This is a genomic window from Pedobacter sp. Leaf170 (assembly GCF_920984665.1).
Classification (GTDB): domain Bacteria; phylum Bacteroidota; class Bacteroidia; order Sphingobacteriales; family Sphingobacteriaceae; genus Pedobacter.
In genome coordinates this window covers 1-23,958 of record NZ_CAKLBP010000006.1, presented here as the reverse complement: position 1 = coordinate 23,958, position 23,958 = coordinate 1, and the positions used below count along the sequence as shown (strand labels likewise).

Here is a 23,958-nt window from a genome sequence, read left to right as displayed (position 1 = left end):
AGCACAGTTAAAATTTAGATACCATGAAAATATTCTCTCAGATTAAATTATATATTATTGTTTTTACGCTGTGCAGTTTGTCTTTAAAGATGAATGCACAGGTAGATCCTCATTTCTCACAATACTATGCTTATCCGCTTTGGCTAAATCCAGCTTTAACAGGTGTTATTGATGGCGATTACCGTGCGTCTGTTAATTTTAAGCAGCAATGGGGTGCACTATCAAACTCTTTTTTAACAGGGGGCGCTTCATTTGATGTTGCGCCAACTAAAAACTTCGCCTTTGGCGCAACAATTATTAATCAAAGAGCTGGCGAATTAGACTTCAATTATTTAAGCGCATTAGTATCAGGTTCCTATCGTTTACGTTTCGGTTTAGAGGGTTTGCAAATGATAAGTTTTGGTTTGCAGGCTGGTTTTGTAAACCGAAGTTTTGATTTTTCTCAAGCCCGTTTTGGTAACCAGTTCAATCCAATTGGCGGTTATGATGGTGGAATGATGAGCGGAGAAACATTTGCTTCAACTTCATCATTCGTACCAGATATAAATGCGGGTATCATGTATTTTGATGGAAATCCAAACCAAAATGTAAACGTCTTCGCCGGTGCCAGTGCGGCTCACTTAAATCGCCCGGTTGAGCGTTTCTCGGGCAATAGTATGCGCACACCAATTCGTTTTACTGCACATGGTGGCGCAAGGATAAGAGCAACCGAAATTTTTGATGTGGTGCCGAATGCTTTATTCATGTATCAGGGTAATACCCGCGAGATTTCTTTAGGTGGTTATGGCCAGCTTATGTTAAATCAAGAAGCCAACATTCTTTTTGGTGGAAACTACCGTATCAAGGATGCCGCAATCGCCTTTGTTGGCTTACAATTTAAAAATATGGTTTTTGGATTGAGTTACGATGTTAATACCTCCAATTTTCAACGGGCTTCGAATAGTAATGGTGGTTTAGAATTATCCATTTCCTTAATTGGCAGAAACGGAATTATTGGTCCAAACTTTTTTTGTCCTCGTTTATAAGTAAATATGAAAAAATTAATCATCCAAATAATTATTTTCCTGAGTTACATAACGGCAAATGCACAATATGTAGTGAATTATAAAAAGGTTGCAGATGCATATTTCCAAAACAAGGATTATTACGCAGCATCAACATTTTATAAAAAGGCTTTGAAAATTACTTCAGATAGCTCGCAAATTGTGATGCCCTACACCAGTGAAAGCAAGCAAAATATAAAGGATAACTTGATTGAAGATTATGAAGGTTCTTTATTTAACTTGGCAGAATCTAGCAGGCTATACAGAAATTTTTTAGAAGCAGAAAAATACTATGCTGTTGCAAGCACGTTTGGAAAGCCTAAATATAAAAACGCATTATTTTACTATGCAGAATGCTTGCGGACAAATAAAAAATTTCCTGAAGCAATATCGGCGTTCGAGCAGTTTATTGCAAAAAACAAAGGCGATGATTTGGTTAAAACTGCAAATTTAGAGATACTTTCGTGCAGGTTTGCTATCAAAGAAATGCGTTATCCTCGCATGATGCAAATTAATAAAGTGCCCGAGAAAGTTAATGGTTTGGGCTCTAATTATGCTGCGGTTAAAACTGCTGATAACTTTTACTACACTTCATCAAGGCCTATTGCAGTTGCAGGCAAGCCAGAAGTTATTAAAGCGGTTAAGGGTGAAACCGTAGTGACTACTAAAGCAAACCCTTTTATCAATAATATTTATGTAGCTAAAGATAATTTAAGTGCGAGTGAAATTGCTGTGAAGATGCTCGATTTAAATTTGCCGAAAGATATGGAAACAGCTGCAATAAGTTTTAATCCCGAAGGAAACGTAGCCTATTTTACTGCCTGGAAAGAGAAAGAGAAATATGCCATATACCAATCTAAAAAAGTTGATAACAAATGGCTCGCTCCAACATCATTAGGTTTACAAATAAATGATAAGGATTTCAATTCTGCTCAACCATTTGTTACTTCTGATGGTAAATTTCTTGTGTTTTCCTCGGACAGGAGTGGAGGCTTTGGAAAATACGATTTGTGGTATGCATCTATCAGAACTGATGGTTCCGTTGGGCAGCCGGTTAATTTAGGACCGCAAATTAATACTGAAGATGATGAAAAAGCACCATACTATAACCTATTAACGAAGAAACTTTTCTTTAGTAGTGATGGAAGAATAGGCTTTGGCGGATTTGACTTTTTTGAATCTGAAGGTGATTTTATAAACTGGACAAAGCCAGTAAATTTAGGTTATCCATTTAACTCCTCTAAAGATGATTTATATTTCACGCCAATAAATGCTGATGCAAGCAGAGGCTACATCAGTTCGGATAGGGAATCGGCTTGTTGCTTAGAAATTTTTGAAGTAAAACGTGAGTTTATCAGTATTGAAGGCATTATCAGCGATTGTAAAACGAAAAAGCCACTTGATGGTGTTTCTGTAAAAATGATAGATTTGGATGGAGAGAAGGTAATTATTACAGATAAATCTGGCAAGTATGAATTTAAGATAGATAGCCGCCGGCCAATAAAATTAAACCTTTCAAAAGATAATTATTTTGCACTAAGCAAAAGTTATAGTTATGAGGAAGTAGCCAAAGCTGATACATTAATGCAAATGGATTATTGTATTAATTCTTTTAAAATCAACGTTCCGATAGTTCTCGAAAATATATATTATGAGTTTAACAGTGCAGAACTAACATCATCATCTCAAAAAACACTCGATGCTTTATTAGCTATTATGGAAGATAATCCGGAAATGGAAATTGAATTAGGTGCACATACCGATGATGTTGGCACTGATGCATATAATCAGGATTTATCTGAGCGTAGAGCTAAGTCATGCCTTAATTATCTGGTTAGCAAAAACATCTCAGAAAATAGATTGAGTTTTAAAGGTTATGGAGAAAGTGTTCCTATTGCCCAAAATAAATTTAGAAATGGTAAGGATAATCCCGACGGAAGAGCAAAAAATAGGCGAACAGAATTTAAAGTGTTAAAAAAATAATGTTTAGTATTGGTTGGTTTGTTTTAAGCAGGATTTTAATCCTGCTTTTTTTATTCAAAAAAGTTGTGAATTGTATTTTAAATCATACGAATTAATTATACAATATTTTATATTATTGCCAACTTAATATTCATAAAAATACACACTAAAGTCCCGATGCTTAGAGAAGGTAAAATCACATCAATTAATAACGATGGTTCTGGTATAATTACAGACGAAAATGACCAGGAAATTCCTTTTAAGCTAGGCGATAATTTCTTCTACAATATTAAAGGCGCTAAAGTAAAATTCGATATTGAATTAACTGATGCGGGACTTGTGGCCATAGATGTTCATTTGGCCATCGACGAATAAACTAAACGTTTTCTTTTTGGAATAATGCGGGGATGGTTTTAAAAATGAGTTTAATATCATTTTTAAAACTCTGTTGCTGGGCATAAGTATTATCGAGCATTAAACGTTCATCTTCACTCATTTCACCCTTACCACGCTTTTCTACTTGCCATAAACCGGTAATTCCGGCCGGAGCAGCAAAACGAAGCACATACTTGTCTGTAGTTAACTTTTCTGCCTCGTAAAGTGGCAAAGGTCTGTTTCCAACAATACTCATATCACCAATTATCACATTCCAAAGCTGCGGGAGTTCATCAATACTTGTATTTCTGATAAAATTTCCAACTTTAGTTATCCTTGGGTCGTTTTTGATTTTGAAAAAGGCAGAACCAGAATTGGCCTGTTTTGAATATTTAAAATCCTTTTCACACCATTGCATATTGTCTGCGTAAAGGGGATATTGACATTTACCTTCAGCCGCACATTGATTACACAAACTCTCCTTAATGGAAGCATTTTCATCAACTTTTGATGCAGAATCTATATTATATTGATTTAAATGCTTTAAATCTTTAATTCGCTGGTCTGCGTTTACAAACATCGACCGGAATTTGTAAAACTTAAAAACCCTAAAACCTGTACCAGCTCTAAGCGAATAATAAAATACCGGGCCTTTTGATTCTAACTTTATTAATATATAAATAATTAAAAACAGGGGCGATAGGAAGAATAGGGCCATGCTTGCAAAAAACACATCAAATACGCGTTTTGCAAAGCCAATATTTTTTATCGGTGGAACATCAGATTTAATACTGTCCTTTAATTCGTTCCAGTTGTCGATAAGAAAATTAATACGTTTTTCTATTCTGTTAACTTTTAAGGGAATTCTAAATACATCAGAAATACCGGCGGTTAGTGCTAATTTTCGAAGATTTGGATTAAAGTAATTAACTACAAGAAAAAATGGTACAACAGGTAATTCTTTTTTCTTTAGGGTTTCTACAAGTGCTAATCCGGCTGGTGCCATAATCTCACTGTAAGAAATAATTGCAGTTATATTTAAATTTTGGTCGTGCCAGGCTGTTGCCATTTTCATTCCGTTATCGAAATGAATAGTTTCTTTTTCACCAAAATTACAATTTGCAAAAAGGTCTTCGAAATTATTTTCGAAACCAATTAAAGCAATTATGGGTTTTCCTGGTTGAGCGTAAATTCCTTCAGACATATTTTTATGCACTCAGCTTACCCATTCTTCTTAAAACAACCCTAATTCTCGCTTCTAATTCTGCCGGATTAAATGGTTTAACAACAAAATCATCTGCGCCAGCATCAAGGCATTTAATTCTTTTATCAGAACTTTCTTCGCCAGATAAAATTAAAATGGGTACAGAATTAAAGAAATCACTAACTTTTACTTGTTCTATTAGTTCTAAACCATTAAGTTTTGGGGTATTCAAATCAGCTATTATTAAATCAGGAATGTTTCCATTTTGCATGTATGCTAAAGCGTCCATACCATTGGATCTGGTTTCGATTTCGTAAGTGGAATTCAAAATCTCCTCCAATATTGCCTGCATAAAAACGTCATCTTCAACAATTAGTATTTTTATTGTCCGAGAACCTGATAAAATCATTTTTGGTTTGTATAGTTTAAAACTTCAGTGTTTATAACGTAAAAACTGTGAATTAGGTTTTTATTATTTATGATTAATTTTTAAAGCTAATTTTTATAAAACCGTAAAATGTTGATTTACAAAGGCTTTTAGAAATGGATTGTAGCTTTAACCTAGATTGAATAGTTGTATTTTTTTATTTGTTTTAGTTAATCTTCTTTATGGCGATAATATCAACACATTCAACAATACTCAAATAACTACGTATCACCGAAATAAGGATAGATAAACTATTTTATAAGGGACTATAGTTTTTAGGAATATACGGGATGATATTTCTATGCAATATTAACTAAATCATAAGTAATTACCAATTCATTTAAGATGTAATATTTTCCTTTTTTTTTTTTTTTGACGAAAATCCAATTACAGAATCTCTAAAGCGCATTTTAAAGCAATTATTTTTAAATTTTTAGATGAAAGCCCAAAAATGAATCTTGGCGCACTAATTGCATTGTAAAAATTATGGATTGCGTAATTTTTTAATTTTTAAAGCCATATATTTAATCTTTTGTTAAGGAAAGTTAAATCATCTTATCAAATTAATTAATATCACGCCCTTATTTATAACGCTCTAACAAATATTGTTGACAAGCATGACTTCATCTCTTTTTTCATTTAACAAAGCTCAACTCAACAGGTTATTTCCTTATCATATCGTTATCAATAATGCTTTAATTATAGAGGAATGTGGTGTAGAATTAGCTGCTGTAAATCAAAATCTTGTTAGTCAATCATTCGTGCAAAATTTTATCATTAATGATAAAAACCTTCAGGCTTTCAGTTTTGAAGATTTAAAATCGTTTACAAATCAATTGTTGAGTGTAAAATCTATTTTTAATTTAAATAAAACGATTAATGGTTATTTAGAACTTGGAGAAAATAATTCCTTATTATTTACCGGAAATTCTATAAATGATTCTATACCAACTGATCGTGAGGTTAAATTTACAACCAAAAATCAAAGAGAACAACTTTTAATCTTATCTCAAATTGCCGAAGTAAATACCAACACCGTAATTATAACCGATGGAAATGATTTGATTACTTGGGTTAATCAAAGTTTTACCAATATGACGGGATATTCTTTCGATGAAGCCATTGGCAGAAAACCTGAATATCTTTTGCATGGACCAGCAACCAGTCAGGCTACCTTAAATTACTTAAATGGACAGGTATCAAAAGGAGCATCATTTAATGCAGATATTTACAATTATTCAAAATTCGGGAAACCTTATTGGGCTAGGATTAAAGGACAACCTATTCACGATCAGCAAGGCAAAGTTACAGGCTTTTTTGCATTGATTGAAGATATAACAGTTGAGAAGGATGCACAAGAAAACTTAAAAGAATCAGAAAACAGGTTTAGATTAGCTTTAGAAAAAATTGGAAATGTTTGGGAACATGATTTTATTACCGGTAAAACATTTTTCTCCAAAACCAATAACGATTTTTGGGGCTACACAAATAATGAACTCGAAGAAGGCGAATCGAACTGGTGGGATAGAGTGCATAAAGATGATTTTCATCTTTTAGTCGAAAATTTTAAAAAGTATCGTCGTGGTAGGATTGATGCCCATAATGAAGAATATCGAATTTTGCATAAAAACGGCGAAATTAAATGGGTTTTGGACCGTGGAGTTGTTATCGAAAAAGATGAAAATGGAAGGCCACTTCGTGTAGTTGGTACCCATACAGATATAACCCCCATTAAAAGAACCGAACAAGAACTTGAACAAAGAGTTAAACAATTTAAATCGCTTTCTGAAAACATTCCGGGTGTAATTTATGAGTACGAATACCGTGAAGATGGAACAGATGGCTTACGATACATTAGCCCGGCAATTGAGCGTGTATTTGGCATAACTGCAGATGATTTTTGGAACCACAAGTATATAACTCCAAAAGATCAGGATAGAATTAATACGAAACAGCAACATAGCAGAAATACGCTAGAGCCTTTTTATGATGAAACAGAGATAACCATTCCCGGGTCTAATCCTCGCTGGTATGCTGTTCACTCATCTTATTCATACACCGACCCCGATAATGGCGCCAAGGTATTTACAGGATTTATGTCTGATATTACCGAACGTAAAGGCGTTGAGGAATCGTTAAGAATAAACGAGGAGAAATATAGAAGCATTTTGGCTAATATGAAGCTTGGCTTGCTAGAAATTGATAATGATGGCCACATAACTTATGCTAACAATAGTTTTTGCTATATGAGTGGATATGCAATGCCAGAACTAATTGGTAAAAGTGCTGAAGATTTGTTTCTTCCGGAAGGAAAATCTGAAAGCGAAAAAGATAAATGGAGAAGCATTGAAAAAGGCCTTGCAGATGCTTATGAAATCGAAACCGTAGATAAACAAGGCAATAAAAAATGGTGGTTAAGTAGCGGTGCACCAAGGTACAATGATAAAGCTGAGCTTGCTGGTTCAATCGGTATTCACTTAGATATCACGGATAAAAAGAACCAGGAGTTAGAGTTAGTTGATGCGAGGGTAGAAGCAGAGCAATCTGCCCAGTCTAAAGAAACTTTCCTTGCGAATATGAGCCACGAAATTAGAACGCCAATGAATGCCATTATGAGTATGGCAAATCAGCTAGCTAAAACAAATCTCGAGCCTCAACAAGAATTTTATCTAGAAACGATTCACACGGCATCGAAAAATTTATTAGTCATTATTAATGATGTATTAGATCTTTCTAAAATTGATGCAGGAAAACTCAGCCTCGAAAATATTGGTTTTAACCTGATTGATGTATTGCATAACGCTATGCAGGTTATTACGCATAAGGGCGAAGAGAAGGGCTTGGATTTAAATAATTATCATTTTGATGGTAGCATAGCTAAAGTTTTAATCGGCGACCCTTACCGCTTAAATCAGGTATTATTAAATTTAATGACAAATGCTGTAAAATTTACAGAAAAAGGTTCAGTAGATTTAATATGTAGAGTTATTGCCGATAAACCGAACTCGCAGGTAATCCATGTTTCTGTTGTAGATACAGGTATAGGCATGGAGGCATCATTTGTTAAACACTTATTCGAGAAATTTAGTCAGGAATATGAGTCTGTTAGCCGTAAATATGGTGGTACAGGTTTAGGCATGAGCATTTGTAAAGAATTAATTGAGCAAATGGGCGGCGAAATTTTTGTAGATAGTGTTAAAGGTGTAGGTACAACCATATCATTTGTAATCGAATTTCCAAAAGGTAAATCTGATGATGTACCAGAAAAAGCCGAAACAACCTTTAGCGAAGACTTTTTATTAGGCAGAAAAGTTTTGGTTACTGATGATAATGATTTAAATAGACTGGTTGCTTCGATTTTGCTTTTAGATTATGGAGCTACGGTTATGGTTGCCGAGAATGGAGAGATTGCCTTAGATATGATTGAGAAAGAAACTTTCGATGTGATATTGATGGACATCCAGATGCCTGTAATGAACGGTTACGATACCACCAGAAAAATCCGTAAAATGGGTAATAACATTCCAATTATTGCTTTAACTGCATCGGCAATTAAAGGCGAGAAAGAAAAATGTTTATCTATGGGAATGAACGATTACATCACTAAGCCAATAAATGAGGAAGATTTTTTAAAAACAATCGATAAATGGATTAAACAAGATGATGGCAATGTATCAAATCTGGAAATAATGGAAGAGGAACCTGAAACTGCTTTATATGATTTGTCTACTTTAAGGCAAATAAGTAAAGGTCGTGAGGCTTTTGTTAAAAAGATGGTTGATATGTTCTGCGAACAAACACCATTATCAGTAAAGGAAATGATTGATGCTTACCATGATAATGATTTTCAGCAAATGGGTGCTATTGCCCACAAAATAAAACCAAGTATTGATAATTTGAATATCAGCTCGCTGCAAAAAGTAATAAGGGACATAGAAACTATTGGAAAAGAAGGTTTGGATGGTTCTTCATTGCCCGAAGCATTGAAAAAAACAGAACTAACGATAGATAAAGTTACTGCTAAGTTAAAAGAAGAATTTCCGGATGAGGAAGAGCATTAAAACAAAAAGGGGATAAGCGTTAAACTTATCCCCTTTTTGTGTGTTTGATAAAATTAGTCAGATAATTTCCCAACTGCTTTTAAATATGATTTTACGTTAGCATAAACAGTACTTCTGCATGCTCTAATCGCTGATTTTAAGGTTTCAATACTCACGCCTAATCTTTCTGCCCAATAATTTTGATCTTTTTCTTCCGCGATAGCGATGTAGATATCGTTCGGATTTAATGCAAATTGTTGATTTATCATATATTTGGTTATGTCTCATTATGGAAACAACATTTAATATGATAAGTTTCAAAAATTTTTATTTTCCTGATAAGATCTGGTCGATAATATTTAATTCATCTGCACTAAACTTTGTGTTTTCTAAAGCTTTTAAAGAATCTGTTATCTGCTCTGCTTTACTGGCGCCAATTAAAACTGAAGTTACCCGATTATCTTTTAATAACCATGCAATGGCCATGTGTGCCAGCTTTTGTCCGCGTGCTTTGGCAACATCATTTAGTTTAGCAATTTTGCTTAAAATTTCAGGAGTTAAGTTATTTTCATTCAGGAAAACGCCACTTGTTGCAACTCTAGAATCTGATGGAATGCCATGTAGGTATTTATCTGTTAATAAACCCTGCGCCAAAGGCGAAAACGGAATACAGCCAACGCCATTTTCCTCTAAAACATCTAATAAACCATTTTCTACCCAACGTTCAAACATCGAATATTTTGGTTGATGAATGACACAAGGCGTACCCATATCTTTCAAAATTTTAAAGGCTCTTGAAGCTTCATCTGCCTGATAATTTGAAATGCCAACATATAGTGCCTTACCTTGCTGCACAATTAAATTTAGGGCTGCCATCGTTTCTTCTAATGGCGTTTCAGGATCTGGTCTGTGGTGATAAAATATATCAACATAATCGAGTTTCATCCTTTTTAAGCTTTGATCAAGGCTTGAAACCAAATATTTCTTTGAACCCCAATCTCCGTATGGGCCATCCCACATAGTGTAGCCTGCTTTTGATGATATTATCATTTCATCGCGGTAGCTTTTAAAATTATCATGTAAAATTTTACCGAAATTTTCTTCTGCAGAGCCTGGCGGCGGACCATAATTATTTGCTAAATCGAAATGTGTTATCCCTTTACTAAAGGCCGTTGCTATTAATTTTTTACTGTTTTCAAGTAAATTAACATGCCCAAAGTTATGCCATAATCCTAATGATAATTCTGGAAGTTTTAAACCACTTTTTCCGCTTCTGCGAAAAGACATATTATCGTAACGATTTCTTAAATCTATGTTGCTCATTTTATAATTATTGATGGAATAGGAATATAATTTTTTTGATCGCTAAATTAAGATTAATAGCTTATTTCAAATGCTCTTTAATAAAGATTTGCGGATTATAAAAACGCAGATTAAGCTGTTCTTTATTCATTGTTAACCAACTAGCGCAACCATAATCATCAAACTTTTTCCGTATTTCCAGATGAAGATGATGGTAATCGCCACCATATTTTTTGCTTTCTTCTTTAGTAAAGAGCCTGGCAAGTTTTGTGTTAATATTAACCTGTTGACCAAGGTTTACATATACTTCTTTTAGGTGTTTATAGCTTGTAAACAAGGTTTGTCCGTTTTTTAATTGGTGTTTAACAACAACTGTTTTTTGATTTTCGCCTAAATGAATGGAGCAAACAACGCCATTTGCCATTGCAAAAACGTTTATTAATTTTCCTTTTGGCTTAGAAGGATTAATATCAATGGCGGTGTGAATATGTCCTTTAAAAAAACTATCTCTATGATCGCCAAAGATGCTTATAATTTTAATCGAACCTATGCTTTTTCTATTATCGCTTTCAAATGGTAAAACCCAGTTATCTGCAACATTATTTGGCGCAACATCTGTATAATATGGCTTCCATCTATTTTTATCTGTTTCGATAGAAGGTTTCTGAAAAAAGAAAGAGCTTAAAAGCAATACGAGTAAAACCTTCATAAAATTTATTTTATGTAAGATAGAATTTCTGACCGATAATTTTAGGATGCTTTTCTTTTGAGCTCGATAACCGTAATTTCTGGCCAGATGCCAATCCTGCCAGAAAAACCAATAAAGCCAAAGCCTCGGTTAATGTTTAAAAATCGTCCGTTTTCTGATTTTAAACCTGCCCAATGTTTATATCTGTATTTTACCGGACTCCATTTAATGCCTAAAGCTTCAATTCCGAATTGCATGCCATGCGTATGCCCCGCAAGCGTTAATTGAATTTTCGATGGATTATTTTTTACCTGAGCTTCCCAATGCGTAGGATCGTGAGATAGCAGAATCTTAAAATCTTTTTCATTTGTGTTTTGAAGCGATTTTTTTAAATCACCACGTTCTCCAAAACCAATACCCCAGTTTTCTACACCTGCAAGAATAATTTTCTCGCCGTTTTTGTGAAGCTCAATGTGTTCATCTAATAAAAGTTTAAAACCCAATTCTGCATGATAATTTTTTAATTGTTGCAAATTTTTAATTTTATCACTTTCAGATGGCCATTTAATATAGTCGCCATAATCGTGGTTGCCTAAAACAGAGTATTGTCCATAAGGCGCTTTTATTTGAGAAAAATGGTTAATGTATGGTTTAATTTCTGATGCCGCGTTATTCACCAAATCTCCTGTAAACACGAATAAATCACTTTTTTGCTTATTGATTAAATCTATCCCTTTTTGCACCTGATCTGGTTTGGTAAAACTTCCTGCATGTACGTCAGATATCTGCGTAAGCGTAAAACCATCAAATGCCTGGGGCAAATCATCAAAATATAAGGTATGTTTAATAACTCTGTAGGCATATTTACCTCTTGTAATTCCATAAATAAACATTACTATCGTTAATGCGAACATAACCAGCGCAAAACTAATCCAGTTTGGGCTTCTATTAATCCAATGGAAACCCTCGGGCTCAAAATTGCTGGCCATTCCAATAAAAAATCTATAAATATCGCCCACCAAAAGAAAAACTGCGAAAATTAATTCGGCAACAAAAAGAATTAAAAAGGAATGGGAAGCTATCGTAAAAAACTTATCCACGCCTTTACTTCGCATTCTTCTTATTGCCACAATGATAGATATGCTTAAAGCCAAAATGATAAACCAAAATATTGGGATTAATATTTTAGAACTCACTACAACAGCCAGACCACTTAAAATGTAGCCGTTTAATAAGAGAAACAGGATGGAGAAAATTATGAAGGGAAGAAGATTTATTTTTCTTTTCATCTTTAAATTTATATTACCAGGTAAAGTAAATCTAAAGATTACAAAAAGGTAAATAAATTACAGCGTTCTGCTTTTTTTGACTAAAATTTGATTAAAGAGATTTAGCTTTTGGTCCACTTAAACATCATGCCCTTCAAATCATCAAAAGTAAATGGTTTGGCTATAAAATCTTTCATGCCAGCGTTTAAACATTCGCGTTTATCTTCTTCCATGGCGTTTGCACTACAGCCAATTATGATTGGTGCAGCTTCGTTTTTATGTTGATATGTTTCTAATATTTTTCGTGTTGCAGAAATTCCATCCATTTCTGGCATTTGCATATCCACCAAAATTATATTAAAATATTCATCTTCAATTTTTTTTACCGCTTCTAAACCATTATTGGCTACCGAATATTTATAGCCCGATTTTTGAAGCATTTTGGAAGTTATAATCTGATTAAAAACATTGTCTTCAGCAATTAAAATGTTCATTCCCGCTACAGGAAAGTTAGTTTTTGCATCATGTGTTAAATTTTTAACTATCTCCGGATTAAATAAATGCGCTTCATAAGGGATTTTGAAAGTGAAAACAGAACCTTCACCTTTTTTACTTGAGGCATAAATATGACCGCCCATCATTTCTGCAAGTTTGCGGCAAATTACCAGACCTAAACCTGCACCTCCAAACTCTCTGGTTATGTATGGGTTAGCTTGTGAAAAGGGGAAGAATAATTTTTGCATGTCGTTTTCATCTATCCCAATTCCCGTATCTTTAATTATCGATGTGATGATATTTTGTTTGTTCTCAAAATCAGCTTTAATTTCTAAAGTGATTTCACCGAATCTTGTAAACTTAATAGCATTACTTAAAAGATTTATAATTACCTGTTTAAACTTTATTTCATCAGTAATTATCATCTTGGGTAAATTACTGTCGATATTGAATTTGTATTTTAGATTTTTATTCTTGATAATTAAAGGATGAACGATGTTTTCAATATCTGCAATAGATTTCCGGATTTCGAAAGGACTTTTGTGTACATCCATTTTGTTTGCCTCGATGCGGGAGATGTCCAGAAGATCGTTTACAATATCAACCATTATACTATTACTAGCCTGTAGTGTATTTAACAGTTGTAATTGTTCCTCATCAAGTTTTGTAAGTTTTAGTAACTCCGCTGCGCCAATAATTCCATTTAATGGAGTTCTGATTTCGTGGCTCATGTTGGTTAAAAACTTCGATTTTGCCTTCGTTGCCGCTTCAGCTTCCTCTTTGGTTATAATTAATTCTTGTTGTGATGTTTCTAAACGTTGCTTACTTTTAAGTAGTAAAAATCGTTCGTATTCTGTTACTTTTCGGTAAACTACCAGCATAAATATCATCATGAACGACATGTTTAGGAATGCGAAAAGTATGTCAAGCTTTCGGGCTTGTTCGTTCGGGTACTGAATTACAAAGTTTGGGTAAAAAATTTCTATAACTACACAGCTAATTGCAATGCTAAAAAAGGTTATAATAAATTTTAATCTGTATTTTTTTGATAATGATAGCATCGCAATGCTCAAATAAAATATCAAAAAAATTGGTGTTGAACCTGTTGAGCCGCCGTTTAAGAACCATGCCGGCAACATTGTTATGCAATTGAAAATAAAATACCAGAACCGACCAGATTCTTTTACTTTATCAGCTATTGCGAAATAGTAAAAAGTTAAATGTACAGAAATGTTAAAAATGATTGAGAGGTTAATTATCCAATCCAATTGTAAAATGATATTCATCACTATAGCCAGCAACGAAACAATTGTAACACAGAGGCACAACACAGCAAAAAGCTTAGATTCTATACTAAGTTTTCGATTGCGTATGTTTAGTATTTTAATCTTTTTAAACACGTTGTAAAGTTTAACCTACAAAGATACTATTAATTGATCATATAAAATCAAACACCTAATTTAGACCGGTTTAAGGTGATTTATTACATTTTAAAATTATACTTAATTTATTAGCTTTGTACGAATATGCTATCAAAAAAGACTAAATATGCCATCAAAGCACTGGTTGCTCTTGGTAAAAATGTAGAAAAACCGCCAATGCAAATTTCAAAAATTGCCGAGGAGGAGCATATCCCTAAAAAATTCTTAGAACAAATTCTGCTTGATTTACGCAATGCAGGCTTTTTGTACAGTAAAAAAGGTGCCGGTGGTGGTTACAGTTTAAATAAAAAACCAGAAGATATTCTGCTTGTGCAGGTTATGCGTGTTACTGATGGGCCTATTGCAATGGTTCCATGTGCCAGCTTAAATTTTTATCACAAGTGTGATGAATGCGTTGATGAAAAAACCTGCGGTATAAGAAGTGCTTTTATTGATGTAAGAGATGCTACTTTAAAGGTTTTAAGCGAAACCAGCATTGCTGATGTTATTGGCAGAGAAGATACTTTGAAACTAAATACAGACAATATTTAAAGATTTACTTGCTTATTCATCAACGAATAAGCAATTTTTTTAATAAAAATTACTACTATTCCTATATACTTTATATATTTGACGGATGAACATGAATTTTATATCAAATCTATTTTATATCCAAATAATGTGCAGCTGTTGTAAAACAATGTAATAGAGGGTATTAAATAGTTTTAAGTATAAAATTTTAAATGCTTCTCGGTAAATGAGAAGCATTTTTTGAATCAAGCTAACAACACAATATGCAAAGTTTCAGAACAGAACTCGAAAATAATATTGTCGAACAGGACATTATTGATTTAGAGAATAAGATTAAAGCTTTCCGTGATGGAACCATCCACGATGAGAAATTTAGAAGCTTACGTTTGGCTCGTGGCGTTTACGGACAAAGGCAACCAGGCGTACAAATGATTCGCATAAAATTGCCATTTGGAAAAGTAACTTTTAAACAATTGCTGCGGATTGCTGATATCGCTGATGAGTATGGAAGTGGCAATTTACACCTAACAACCCGCCAGGATATTCAGTTACATTATGTGAGTTTAGATAAAACGCCAGAGCTTTGGGCAAAGTTAGAGCAAGACGACATTACCTTGCGTGAGGCTTGCGGAAATACCGTACGTAATGTAACCGCGTCGCCCAATTCGGGTATTGATAAAGATGAACCTTTTGATGTTTCTCCTTACGCTCAGGCGGTTTTTAAGTATTTTTTGCGTAACCCAATTTGCCAGGAAATGGGCAGAAAGATTAAGATTTCTTTTTCTTCGAGCGATAAAGATACGGCATTTAGTTACATTCATGACTTAGGTTTTATACCAAAAATTAACCCAAATGGCGAACGTGGCTTTAAGGTTTTATTTGCCGGTGGCCTAGGAGCACAGCCATTTTTAGCTAACGCGATAAACGAGTTTTTGCCCGAAGATCAATTGATTCCTTTTACGGAGTCTGTGCTGCGTGTGTTCGACCGTTACGGCGAAAGAACGAATAGAAATAAAGCCCGCTTAAAATATTTGGTGCAAAAATTAGGCTTAGAAGAAGTTTTACGTTTGGTTGCCGAAGAGCGAATCGCGAATAAAGTGAAAACTTATATAATTGATAGAAATACTGTTCCTGAGCCAGAATTACCAGCAATAAAAAATTTTGGAGAAGTTGAAATTTTAAATGAAACACATTATAAGCATTGGTTCGCAACGAATGTTGTAGCACAAAAACAAGAAGGTTTTTATTCGGTTTACGTAAAAGTTCTGGTTGGCGATATTAAAACAGATAAGGCAAGAGCTTTTGTTGATGCGATTAAGCCTTATGTGGCTGATGAAATAAGAGTAACGCAGAACCAGGGTTTACTTTTAAAGTTTGTTCGTGCGGAAGCCTTGCCATCACTCTATTCGGCTCTAAATAAAATTGGTTTTACAACAGCTGGTTTTGATAGTTTGGCTGATATTACCACTTGCCCGGGTACGGATACCTGTAATTTGGGTATTTCAAATTCAATGACTTTAGCCGAAGTTCTGGAAGATGTAATCTACACCGATTTTCCGGAATTCATTTATGAGAAAAACATCAAAATAAAAATTAGTGGCTGTATGAATTCATGCGGTCAGCATGGTTTGGCAGAGATTGGTTTTCACGGTAGCTCTGTAAAAGCAGAAGGAAAAGTTGTACCCGCTGTGCAAGTAATGCTTGGTGGTGGTACGGTTGGAAATGGTGTAGGCCGGGTTGCAGAACGTGTAATTAAGGTGCCATCCAAAAGAGCAACAAGCGTTTTACATTTCATTTTAAATGATTTTAAAGAAAATAACGAAGAAAACGAAAACTTCCATCAATATTATGATAGGAAAGGTAAAGACCATTTTTATCAGCTATTAAAACCATTGGCTGATTTAACCAACCTTAAGCAAGAGGAATTTGTAGATTGGGGACATGTAGAGCAGTTTGTTACAGCAATTGGTGTTGGCGAATGCGCAGGTGTGGTTATCGATTTGGTAGCTACTTTACTTTTAGAGGCTGATGAAAAGTTTGGCTGGGCAAAGCAAAATTTAGATAAAGGCGCTTACGCTGATGCAATTTACCATACCTATTCAACTTTCGTTAGTGCCGCGAAATCATTGCTTTTGGATAAAGGTGTAAATAGCAGTACGCAGGTTGGCGTAATCAGAGAATTTGATAATCACTATGTGGAAACAGGCGAGTTTAATTTGCCAACTAATTTTTCGGATTTGGTTTTACAGATAAATAAAAATGAGCCATCTGCAGAATTTGCACAAAGCTATTTTAATCAGGCTGATGCATTTTTAAATCAGATAAAAGAAAAAAGAGCGGTAAAGTGATATGATAGCGTGAATGAATTATAGAATGATTGAACTCGCAGAATCGCTAGCAAACATTCATTCCTTCATAATATATTCTTTCAAAATCCAATAATTAAAAAGATATGTTAAATCAATATAAAGAATCAAAAATTACGCTTTTAGGCGCTGGTCCGGGCGACCCGGATTTACTGACTTTAAAAGGTGTTAAAGCTTTACAAGCTGCTGATGTGGTATTGTATGATGCTTTAACAAATGAAGCCTTGTTAGAACACGCTCCGGCTGATGCTATTAAAGTATATGTTGGAAAACGTTCCGGAGAGCATTCGTATCCGCAGGATACGATTAATAAATTGATGATTGACTACGCCTTAAATTACGGGCATGTTGTACGCTTAAAAGGCGGCGACCCCTTTGTTTTTGGTAGAGGATATGAAGAGCTGGATTATGCGGCATCGTATAGTATCCCTGTTGATGTAATTCCAGGTATTTCGAGCTCAATCGGCGTTCCGGGTTTACAACAAATTCCGGTAACACACCGAGGTTTAAGCGAAAGCTTTTGGGTTATTACAGGTACAACAACATCTGGCGAAGTTTCCAATGATATTTACCAGGCTGCAGAATCCAATGCTACGGTTTTAATTTTAATGGGTTTAAAAAAGCTCTCTAAAATTGTAGAAATTTTTAAGGCTGCGGGTAAACATAATTTGCCGGCTGCGGTGGTTCAAAATGGGTCATCAGCAGATGAAAAATTAGTTGTTGGTATGGTTGAAACTATAGAAACTTTAGTGAAAATTGAACAGATTAAAGCACCGGCACTATTAATTTTTGGAGAAGTGGTTTCTTTACATCCATCGTTTAAAAATTTAGTAAAACAATATGCAAGTATTGCCTAATCAACCTAATAATGAGCAAACTTTTTCTGAAGAAGAGAAAGGTAATCAGCTTTTTCCGGTTTTTATAAAACTGAATAAGCTGCGTACATTATTAATTGGTGCAGGAAATATTGGTTACGAAAAACTAACGGCAATTGTAAATAACAGTCATCAGGCTAAAATAACAATTGTTGCAGAAAATGTTTCGGCAGAAGTTTACACGTTTGTAGCAAAATATCCGCTTATAAAAGTGAAGCAGAAAAGTTTTGACGTTTCTGATTTGCAAGACATTGATATTGTTTTTGCTGCGACCAATAACGATATTTTAAACGAAGAAATTAGAGCGGTAACGCATGAAAAAGGTTTACTGATTAACGTAGCCGATAAGCCGGATTTATGCGATTTCTATTTAGGCTCAATTGTTCAGAAAGGCGACTTAAAGATTGCTATTTCTACAAATGGTAAATCCCCAACCATCGCAAAGCGATTAAAACAGATTTTGAATGAGGGAATTCCGGCAGAGCTGGATGAAACTTTACAAAACATGAGTGCATTGCGCCAAACTTTAAACGGCGATTTTTCGGCGAAAGTAAAAAAGCTTAACAAGGTTACGCAAAGCTTAATCAATCCTAAAAAAAGTTTTTCAGAACGTAACATTAAGTGGCTAATTTGGGTAGCGGCTGTTTTGTTAATCGGTTCAATTGGTTTAACCTTATGGAATACAGAACCAGAGTTTCAAAGCTTCTTAATCCACATCGATCCATTATTTTACTGGTTTTTAGGTGCCGGATTTTTATTTGCGCTTATAGATGGCGCAATCGGTATGTCGTACGGGGTAACAACAGCTTCATTTTCATTAGCCATGGGTTTGCCACCTGCATCTGCAAGTATGGCCATTCATATTTCTGAAGTTTTAAGTAATGGTATTGCAGGATGGATGCATTACCGAATGGGCAATGTAAACTGGAAATTATTTAAAATATTAATTATTCCGGCAATTGTTGGTGCGGTTCTCGGTGCTTACATTTTATCGTCTTTAGAGCATTACAGCGCTTATGTAAAACCTATAGTTGGCATTTACACTTTGTTTTTAGGCGGTGTTATTTTGATGAAAGCTTTCAACATCAAAAGAAAAAAGGGAAATGAAAAAATCAAAAAAATTGGTTTTTTAGGTTTTGTTGGTGGTTTTATTGATGCCGCTTTCGGTGGCGGATGGGGCTCAATTGTTTTATCTAGTCTAATTGCTGGCGGTCGGCACCCTTTGTTTTCTTTGGGTACGGTTAAAATTAGCAGGTTTTTTATTGCAACATTAAGCTCTTTAACGTTTTTTACGATGTTGGGTGGCAAATATTGGGAAGCCGTATTAGGATTAATTATTGGTAGTGCGATTGCATCGCCAATTGCGGCGAGGGTTTCAAATAAAATATCAGCAAAAACCATTATGGTTGCCGTGGGTTTCATCGTAATGATTGTAAGCCTACGAAGTGTAATTTTGTTTATTTTAAAATTGATTTAGTGATGGGGGTAGAGAGCTTAAAAACAGAACTTCAGGGCTTAACAATTGTAAATAAGTTGAAATATCTGGCAGATAAATATGCCAATAAAATTATATTTTCGACCAGTTTTGGTTGGGAAGACCAGGCGATTACGCATTTGATTTTTGAAAACAACATTCCAATAAAGGTTTTTACCTTAGAAACAGGCAGACTTTTTCCCGAAACCTACTATGTTTGGAACCGCACACTGGAGGTTTACAACAAACCAATTTATGCATACTATCCAAAAAATGAATTGTTGCAAGATATGGTTAATACCAAAGGCCCGAATAGTTTCTACGAATCGGTCGAAAACAGAAAGGAATGTTGCTACATACGCAAAATTGAACCTTTAAAAAGAGCATTGACTGGCAATGAAATTTGGGTTACGGGAATTAGGGCAGAACAAAGTGCAAACCGTGAAGATATGCACGATTTAGAATGGGATGAAGGTAATCAATTGATAAAATTCCATCCGATTTTCGATTGGACTTTAGATGATGTTAAGGCTTACATTAAAGATAATAACATCGTTTACAATACTTTACATGATAAAGGTTTCCCTAGCATTGGCTGTGCCCCATGTACAAGAGCGGTGCAACCTGGCGAAGATTTTAGAGCCGGCAGATGGTGGTGGGAAGACCAAAGTAAAAAAGAATGCGGCTTGCACTCGACAGAGGTTGAGGATGTGAAGGCTGACGGCGGAGGGTAATCGAGACCAAAGCGAAGAGTTTAGTCCAATCGTCATTGCGAGGAACGAAGCAATCTTAAAGCGATAGGCTTAATAATTAAATACCTCTGCCTGTGAAAGAAAATTGTAGAACACAGTTACTGCATTCCTCTTCTTGAGAAGAGGGAGTTAACAGACAAAGGTTTTAAACCGTGATGGTAAGAACGCAAAAACTTTGTTCCCTCTCTTCAAGGAGAGGGAAAGCACAAAACAAGCCAAAGCCCAAACTTTGATAGGGTGAGGCTTAGAAATAGAAATGTATGGAATGATGCTACTCAACTTTACAACATTCCAACTTTACAACATTACAACATTTACAAATGAGCGAATACAATTTTGATTATTTAGATGAATTAGAAGCAGAAGCCATTCACATCTTGCGTGAAGTGGCTGGCCAATTCGAGAAACCAGCATTACTGTTTTCTGGCGGAAAGGATTCCATAACATTGGTGCGTTTGGCAGAAAAGGCATTTAGACCAGGGAAATTTCCTTTTCCATTGGTACATATTGATACGGGTCACAATTTTGAAGAAACCATTCAGTATCGTGATGAAATGGTTTCTAGAATTGGTGAAAAGCTAATTATCGGTTCGGTACAACAATCTATTGATGAAGGCAAAGTAATTGAGCAAACTGGCAAAAATGCCAGCAGAAATGCTTTACAAACCGTTACACTTTTAGATACCATTTTAGAACATAAATTCGATGCCTGTATCGGCGGAGCCAGAAGAGATGAAGAAAAGGCTCGTGCCAAAGAGCGTATTTTTTCTGTACGTGATGAGTTCGGACAATGGGACCCCAAGCGCCAACGTCCAGAATTGTGGAATATTTACAATGGTAAAATCCACAAAGGTGAAAATGTAAGGGTATTTCCAATCAGCAATTGGACCGAGCTTGACGTTTGGAATTACATTCGCAGAGAGAACATCGCTTTGCCAAGTATTTATTTTGCGCATCAACGAGATTGTATTACAAGAAACGGTCAGTTAATGGCGGCATCTCCTTTTTTAAATATGGATGATGAAGATGTGGTGACCAATAAAAAAGTGCGCTTCCGTACCGTTGGCGATATGTCTTGTACTGCTGCGGTAGAATCTGATGCCGATTTAATTGATGACATTATTCAAGAAATAAGCGAATCTAAAATCTCTGAACGTGGCGCTCGATTAGACGATAAAGTTTCTGAAGCCGCAATGGAAGACAGAAAAAAAGGGGGATACTTTTAAAGAGATTTGAGTATTGAGATGTGAGATTTGAGAACCTTGCATCCGCCAATTCTAGAGTAAATGTAAAAAGATTTGAGTATTGAGATGTGAGAACCTAGCATCTTCCAAATCTAAAGTAAATATAAATATTCATGAAGTTAGAGAGTTCGTTATATCTCATATCTCAAATCTAACTTCTCATATCTAAACAAAATGAACATACTAAAATTTTTTACAGCGGGAAGTGTAGATGATGGCAAAAGCACCCTCATTGGCCGCTTGTTATACGATACCGATTCTATTTTAGCCGACCAATTGGAGGCTTTACAAAATTCTAACCGAAAAAATGACGATGGAACCATAGATTTGGCCATTTTAACTGATGGTTTAAGAGCCGAACGTGAGCAAGGTATTACCATCGATGTAGCTTACAAATATTTCCAAACAGCAAAGCGGAAATTTATCATAGCCGATACACCGGGGCACATTCAATATACCAGAAACATGGTTACCGGAGCATCTACTGCTAATTTAGCCATTATTTTAGTCGATGCCAGAAATGGGGTAGTGGAGCAAACCATTCGCCATTCGTATTTGGTTTCTCTATTAGGAATTAAGCATGTTGTGGTTGCGGTAAACAAAATGGATATGATGGATTACAGCGAAACGGTTTTCAATTCTATAAAAGATAAATACAAAGCCCTGGCCCAAAATTTAAACCTCATCGATGTAAATTATATACCGGTTAGCGCTTTAAAAGGCGATAACATTGTGCAAAATTCTGAGCGAATGGACTGGTATAAAGGCGAAAGCTTATTACATTTTTTAGAGCAGGTTGATACCGATAATTTAGATAAATCGCAGTTGGCACGTATGCCTGTGCAATGGGTAATCCGCCCTCAAACAGATGAATTACATGATTATCGTGGTTATGCTGGTCGGGTTTTGAGCGGAACGTTTAATTTAAACGATAAGATTACGGTTTTGCCATCTGGTGCAAGCTCTACCGTTGAAAAAATCGAGTTTTTCGACCAAACGCTTGATGCCGCACATGCAGGTCAATCGGTTATTATCCATTTAAAAGATGACGTAGATATTAGTCGCGGCGACACTATTGTAAATGCATCGGCTTTGCCACAAGAAACTAAATTAATTGAAGCCGATTTATGCTGGATGGATGGCCGGGCTTTAGATACTTCGATTATGTATTTGATACAGCACAATAGCAAAACCACTAAATGTAAAATAAGCGAAATTTTGCACAAGGTTGATATTAATACGCTGGAAAAACACCCGGCTGATGAATTTAAGTTGAACGATATTGGTCGTGTAATTGTTAAAACAGCCGATGCTTTGGCTTTCGATTTATATGATGATAATCGGGCAAATGGCTCTGCAATTTTGATTGACAGTCGCACTAATTTAACCGTTGGCGCCTTAATGTTTAGGGCTTCTGTAGAGTAAAATTATGTCCGTCATTGCGAAGGAGATTTTTCATCGACTGCGGCAATCTCCTTACTAGGTTACCTTTGTTTTTTTAGCGAATTTCAAGTTAGCAAAGCAATTTCAGTGGGGCATCGTTTACGGTAGCCCCACCTGCCTACCGCAGGCAGGCTTTTTGTTTCAATCTTTTTTGTTATTCGTCAGTTCGACGATAGGAGAAATATGTTGGGCATGAGCATAAAACCAACAGATACCTCAATTGTTCCTCATATCGGTATGACGGTTGGGTAAGAAAACAAAAAGGATTTTCACTACAATTGGGTTTATAAAACACTAGCTTCTGCAACTATGAGGGGTTTTGCCTTGCAAAAGCCTAAGTTTTTAGCCCCAATTGAAGCGGTATCTCCCGATTTTTCTTCGGGAATATAGCGTAAAGTGGGACTAACGTTGTAGCAAAGCACAAAAATTGCGCTCCAAAAAATCTTATTTCACTTCCCATTCAAAATCTAAATCCATTAAGCCGTGTATCACATTATCAACCCTAAACTCCGGAAAGCGCTGATAGATACCTTCAGCGTGAACACTGCTGTTTAAGGTAATTTCAGGTAATGTTAAAGGCAGTTTATCGAATGTTAACACATGGTAATAATACTCTCGAACATTAATGGTTAGGCAATAGTTTTTATTAGCTTGCACTGGTATTTGGAAGTAGCCAAAATTGTATTTTCTCGGGTCGCCATTGTTGTAAGTATAAGTGCTTAGTAGTTTTTTCTCATCAGCGTCCCATAACGATAAGCGCATATTTCCCGTTTGTGGGTTTTTGATACGAATGCCTCTAATTCGCCCATTTTTATGCGGACGAAACTCAATACCTAGTTCAAAATTGGGTTCACCATATTCCACTTTTCTATATTCGGTTGGGTATTGAAAGTAATTCTTCGAAAAAATGCCTTCTTCGCCGTAAGCATACGACCAACCCATCTTTTTTTTGGCAGATATTTTAGGCAGTTGGTTTAGTCCAATTATTTGGCATAAGTTCTTTAAGCTTATTTGCTTTGTGTGATGGTATTCTTTCCAGGATATCAGT

The 23,958-nt window shown here is 35.3% G+C and carries 19 protein-coding genes; 11 read left to right on the top strand and 8 right to left on the bottom strand.

The window, feature by feature from the left end; translation table 11 throughout:
- Window positions 1–23 precede the first annotated feature (23 nt).
- The 3 genes from LUA90_RS14415 (at window position 24) to LUA90_RS14405 (ending at window position 3,380) form a co-directional block, all read left to right on the top strand.
- The gene (locus tag LUA90_RS14415; RefSeq protein WP_231491348.1) at window positions 24–1,025 is read left to right on the top strand and encodes a PorP/SprF family type IX secretion system membrane protein; all 1,002 of its coding nucleotides are present in this window, start codon (window positions 24–26) and stop codon (window positions 1,023–1,025) included.
- Window positions 1,026–1,031: 6 nt separating this feature from the next.
- On the top strand, window positions 1,032–3,026 hold the full coding sequence (locus LUA90_RS14410; RefSeq protein WP_231491347.1) for an OmpA family protein: 1,995 nt from the start codon (window positions 1,032–1,034) through the stop codon (window positions 3,024–3,026).
- Between the two features lie 156 nt (window positions 3,027–3,182).
- Window positions 3,183–3,380, top strand: a complete 198-nt coding sequence (locus LUA90_RS14405) for a hypothetical protein (protein WP_231463614.1) — start codon at window positions 3,183–3,185, stop codon at window positions 3,378–3,380.
- Window position 3,381: 1 nt separating this feature from the next.
- Here LUA90_RS14405 and LUA90_RS14400 read toward each other — a convergent pair whose 3' ends face one another.
- Both LUA90_RS14400 and LUA90_RS14395 read right to left on the bottom strand, forming a co-directional pair.
- Window positions 3,382–4,584 (bottom strand): sugar transferase, encoded by a 1,203-nt coding sequence (locus LUA90_RS14400; RefSeq protein ID WP_304622673.1) that lies wholly within the window; start codon window positions 4,582–4,584, stop codon window positions 3,382–3,384.
- Between the two features lie 4 nt (window positions 4,585–4,588).
- Window positions 4,589–4,993, bottom strand: a complete 405-nt coding sequence (locus tag LUA90_RS14395; protein WP_231463616.1) for a response regulator transcription factor — start codon at window positions 4,991–4,993, stop codon at window positions 4,589–4,591.
- A gap of 635 nt (window positions 4,994–5,628) precedes the next feature.
- Here LUA90_RS14395 and LUA90_RS14390 point away from each other — a divergent pair.
- Window positions 5,629–9,072: a PAS domain S-box protein gene (locus LUA90_RS14390; protein WP_231491346.1), complete on the top strand. Its 3,444-nt coding sequence runs from the start codon at window positions 5,629–5,631 to the stop codon at window positions 9,070–9,072.
- A gap of 53 nt (window positions 9,073–9,125) precedes the next feature.
- On the opposite strand, the gene LUA90_RS14385 is transcribed toward LUA90_RS14390, so the two are convergent.
- From LUA90_RS14385 to LUA90_RS14365, 5 genes are all read right to left on the bottom strand, one after another.
- Window positions 9,126–9,320: a DUF3606 domain-containing protein gene (locus LUA90_RS14385; RefSeq protein WP_231491345.1), complete on the bottom strand. Its 195-nt coding sequence runs from the start codon at window positions 9,318–9,320 to the stop codon at window positions 9,126–9,128.
- Between the two features lie 58 nt (window positions 9,321–9,378).
- On the bottom strand, window positions 9,379–10,374 hold the full coding sequence (gene mgrA / locus LUA90_RS14380) for an L-glyceraldehyde 3-phosphate reductase (protein ID WP_231491344.1): 996 nt from the start codon (window positions 10,372–10,374) through the stop codon (window positions 9,379–9,381).
- A gap of 61 nt (window positions 10,375–10,435) precedes the next feature.
- Window positions 10,436–11,062: a M23 family metallopeptidase gene (locus tag LUA90_RS14375; RefSeq protein WP_231491343.1), complete on the bottom strand. Its 627-nt coding sequence runs from the start codon at window positions 11,060–11,062 to the stop codon at window positions 10,436–10,438.
- Between the two features lie 41 nt (window positions 11,063–11,103).
- A complete protein-coding gene (locus LUA90_RS14370; protein ID WP_231491342.1) occupies window positions 11,104–12,330 on the bottom strand; it encodes a metallophosphoesterase in 1,227 nt (408 codons plus the stop codon).
- 101 nt (window positions 12,331–12,431) lie between these two features.
- A complete protein-coding gene (locus LUA90_RS14365) occupies window positions 12,432–14,090 on the bottom strand; it encodes an ATP-binding protein (RefSeq protein WP_231491341.1) in 1,659 nt (552 codons plus the stop codon).
- A 240-nt stretch (window positions 14,091–14,330) separates the two neighbouring features.
- Here LUA90_RS14365 and LUA90_RS14360 point away from each other — a divergent pair, with 240 nt between their 5' ends.
- From LUA90_RS14360 to LUA90_RS14330, 7 genes are all read left to right on the top strand, one after another.
- A complete protein-coding gene (locus LUA90_RS14360) occupies window positions 14,331–14,777 on the top strand; it encodes an Rrf2 family transcriptional regulator (RefSeq protein WP_231491340.1) in 447 nt (148 codons plus the stop codon).
- Window positions 14,778–15,019: 242 nt separating this feature from the next.
- Window positions 15,020–17,104: a HEPN domain-containing protein gene (locus LUA90_RS14355; protein ID WP_231491339.1), complete on the top strand. Its 2,085-nt coding sequence runs from the start codon at window positions 15,020–15,022 to the stop codon at window positions 17,102–17,104.
- A gap of 104 nt (window positions 17,105–17,208) precedes the next feature.
- Window positions 17,209–17,979 (top strand): uroporphyrinogen-III C-methyltransferase, encoded by a 771-nt coding sequence (cobA, locus tag LUA90_RS14350; RefSeq protein WP_231491338.1) that lies wholly within the window; start codon window positions 17,209–17,211, stop codon window positions 17,977–17,979.
- Window positions 17,963–19,474 (top strand): TSUP family transporter, encoded by a 1,512-nt coding sequence (locus tag LUA90_RS14345; RefSeq protein ID WP_231491337.1) that lies wholly within the window; start codon window positions 17,963–17,965, stop codon window positions 19,472–19,474. The genes cobA and LUA90_RS14345 overlap by 17 nt, the downstream gene beginning before the upstream one ends.
- A gap of 2 nt (window positions 19,475–19,476) precedes the next feature.
- On the top strand, window positions 19,477–20,205 hold the full coding sequence (locus LUA90_RS14340; RefSeq protein ID WP_231491336.1) for a phosphoadenylyl-sulfate reductase: 729 nt from the start codon (window positions 19,477–19,479) through the stop codon (window positions 20,203–20,205).
- 338 nt (window positions 20,206–20,543) lie between these two features.
- The gene (gene cysD / locus LUA90_RS14335; RefSeq protein ID WP_231491335.1) at window positions 20,544–21,449 is read left to right on the top strand and encodes a sulfate adenylyltransferase subunit CysD; all 906 of its coding nucleotides are present in this window, start codon (window positions 20,544–20,546) and stop codon (window positions 21,447–21,449) included.
- Window positions 21,450–21,641: 192 nt separating this feature from the next.
- Window positions 21,642–22,892 carry a sulfate adenylyltransferase subunit 1 gene (locus LUA90_RS14330; RefSeq protein WP_231491334.1) on the top strand — a complete coding sequence of 417 codons (1,251 nt, stop codon included), beginning with the start codon at window positions 21,642–21,644 and terminating at the stop codon, window positions 22,890–22,892.
- A gap of 462 nt (window positions 22,893–23,354) precedes the next feature.
- Here the strand turns inward: LUA90_RS14330 and LUA90_RS14325 are convergent.
- A partial coding sequence (locus tag LUA90_RS14325; protein ID WP_231491333.1) for a DUF4082 domain-containing protein occupies window positions 23,355–23,958 on the bottom strand: 604 nt, incomplete at its 5' end.

What these genes read in the sequence shown, in the direction of transcription:
- LUA90_RS14415 (WP_231491348.1), top strand. Translation starts at nt 24, where the DNA reads ATGAAAATATTCTCTCAGATTAAATTATATATTATTGTTTTTACGCTG.
- LUA90_RS14410 (WP_231491347.1), top strand. Translation starts at nt 1,032, where the DNA reads ATGAAAAAATTAATCATCCAAATAATTATTTTCCTGAGTTACATAACG.
- LUA90_RS14405 (WP_231463614.1), top strand. Translation starts at nt 3,183, where the DNA reads ATGCTTAGAGAAGGTAAAATCACATCAATTAATAACGATGGTTCTGGT.
- LUA90_RS14400 (WP_304622673.1), bottom strand. Translation starts at nt 4,584, where the DNA reads ATGTCTGAAGGAATTTACGCTCAACCAGGAAAACCCATAATTGCTTTA.
- LUA90_RS14395 (WP_231463616.1), bottom strand. Translation starts at nt 4,993, where the DNA reads ATGATTTTATCAGGTTCTCGGACAATAAAAATACTAATTGTTGAAGAT.
- LUA90_RS14390 (WP_231491346.1), top strand. Translation starts at nt 5,629, where the DNA reads ATGACTTCATCTCTTTTTTCATTTAACAAAGCTCAACTCAACAGGTTA.
- LUA90_RS14385 (WP_231491345.1), bottom strand. Translation starts at nt 9,320, where the DNA reads ATGATAAATCAACAATTTGCATTAAATCCGAACGATATCTACATCGCT.
- mgrA (WP_231491344.1), bottom strand. Translation starts at nt 10,374, where the DNA reads ATGAGCAACATAGATTTAAGAAATCGTTACGATAATATGTCTTTTCGC.
- LUA90_RS14375 (WP_231491343.1), bottom strand. Translation starts at nt 11,062, where the DNA reads ATGAAGGTTTTACTCGTATTGCTTTTAAGCTCTTTCTTTTTTCAGAAA.
- LUA90_RS14370 (WP_231491342.1), bottom strand. Translation starts at nt 12,330, where the DNA reads ATGAAAAGAAAAATAAATCTTCTTCCCTTCATAATTTTCTCCATCCTG.
- LUA90_RS14365 (WP_231491341.1), bottom strand. Translation starts at nt 14,090, where the DNA reads ATGAATATCATTTTACAATTGGATTGGATAATTAACCTCTCAATCATT.
- LUA90_RS14360 (WP_231491340.1), top strand. Translation starts at nt 14,331, where the DNA reads ATGCTATCAAAAAAGACTAAATATGCCATCAAAGCACTGGTTGCTCTT.
- LUA90_RS14355 (WP_231491339.1), top strand. Translation starts at nt 15,020, where the DNA reads ATGCAAAGTTTCAGAACAGAACTCGAAAATAATATTGTCGAACAGGAC.
- cobA (WP_231491338.1), top strand. Translation starts at nt 17,209, where the DNA reads ATGTTAAATCAATATAAAGAATCAAAAATTACGCTTTTAGGCGCTGGT.
- LUA90_RS14345 (WP_231491337.1), top strand. Translation starts at nt 17,963, where the DNA reads ATGCAAGTATTGCCTAATCAACCTAATAATGAGCAAACTTTTTCTGAA.
- LUA90_RS14340 (WP_231491336.1), top strand. Translation starts at nt 19,477, where the DNA reads ATGGGGGTAGAGAGCTTAAAAACAGAACTTCAGGGCTTAACAATTGTA.
- cysD (WP_231491335.1), top strand. Translation starts at nt 20,544, where the DNA reads ATGAGCGAATACAATTTTGATTATTTAGATGAATTAGAAGCAGAAGCC.
- LUA90_RS14330 (WP_231491334.1), top strand. Translation starts at nt 21,642, where the DNA reads ATGAACATACTAAAATTTTTTACAGCGGGAAGTGTAGATGATGGCAAA.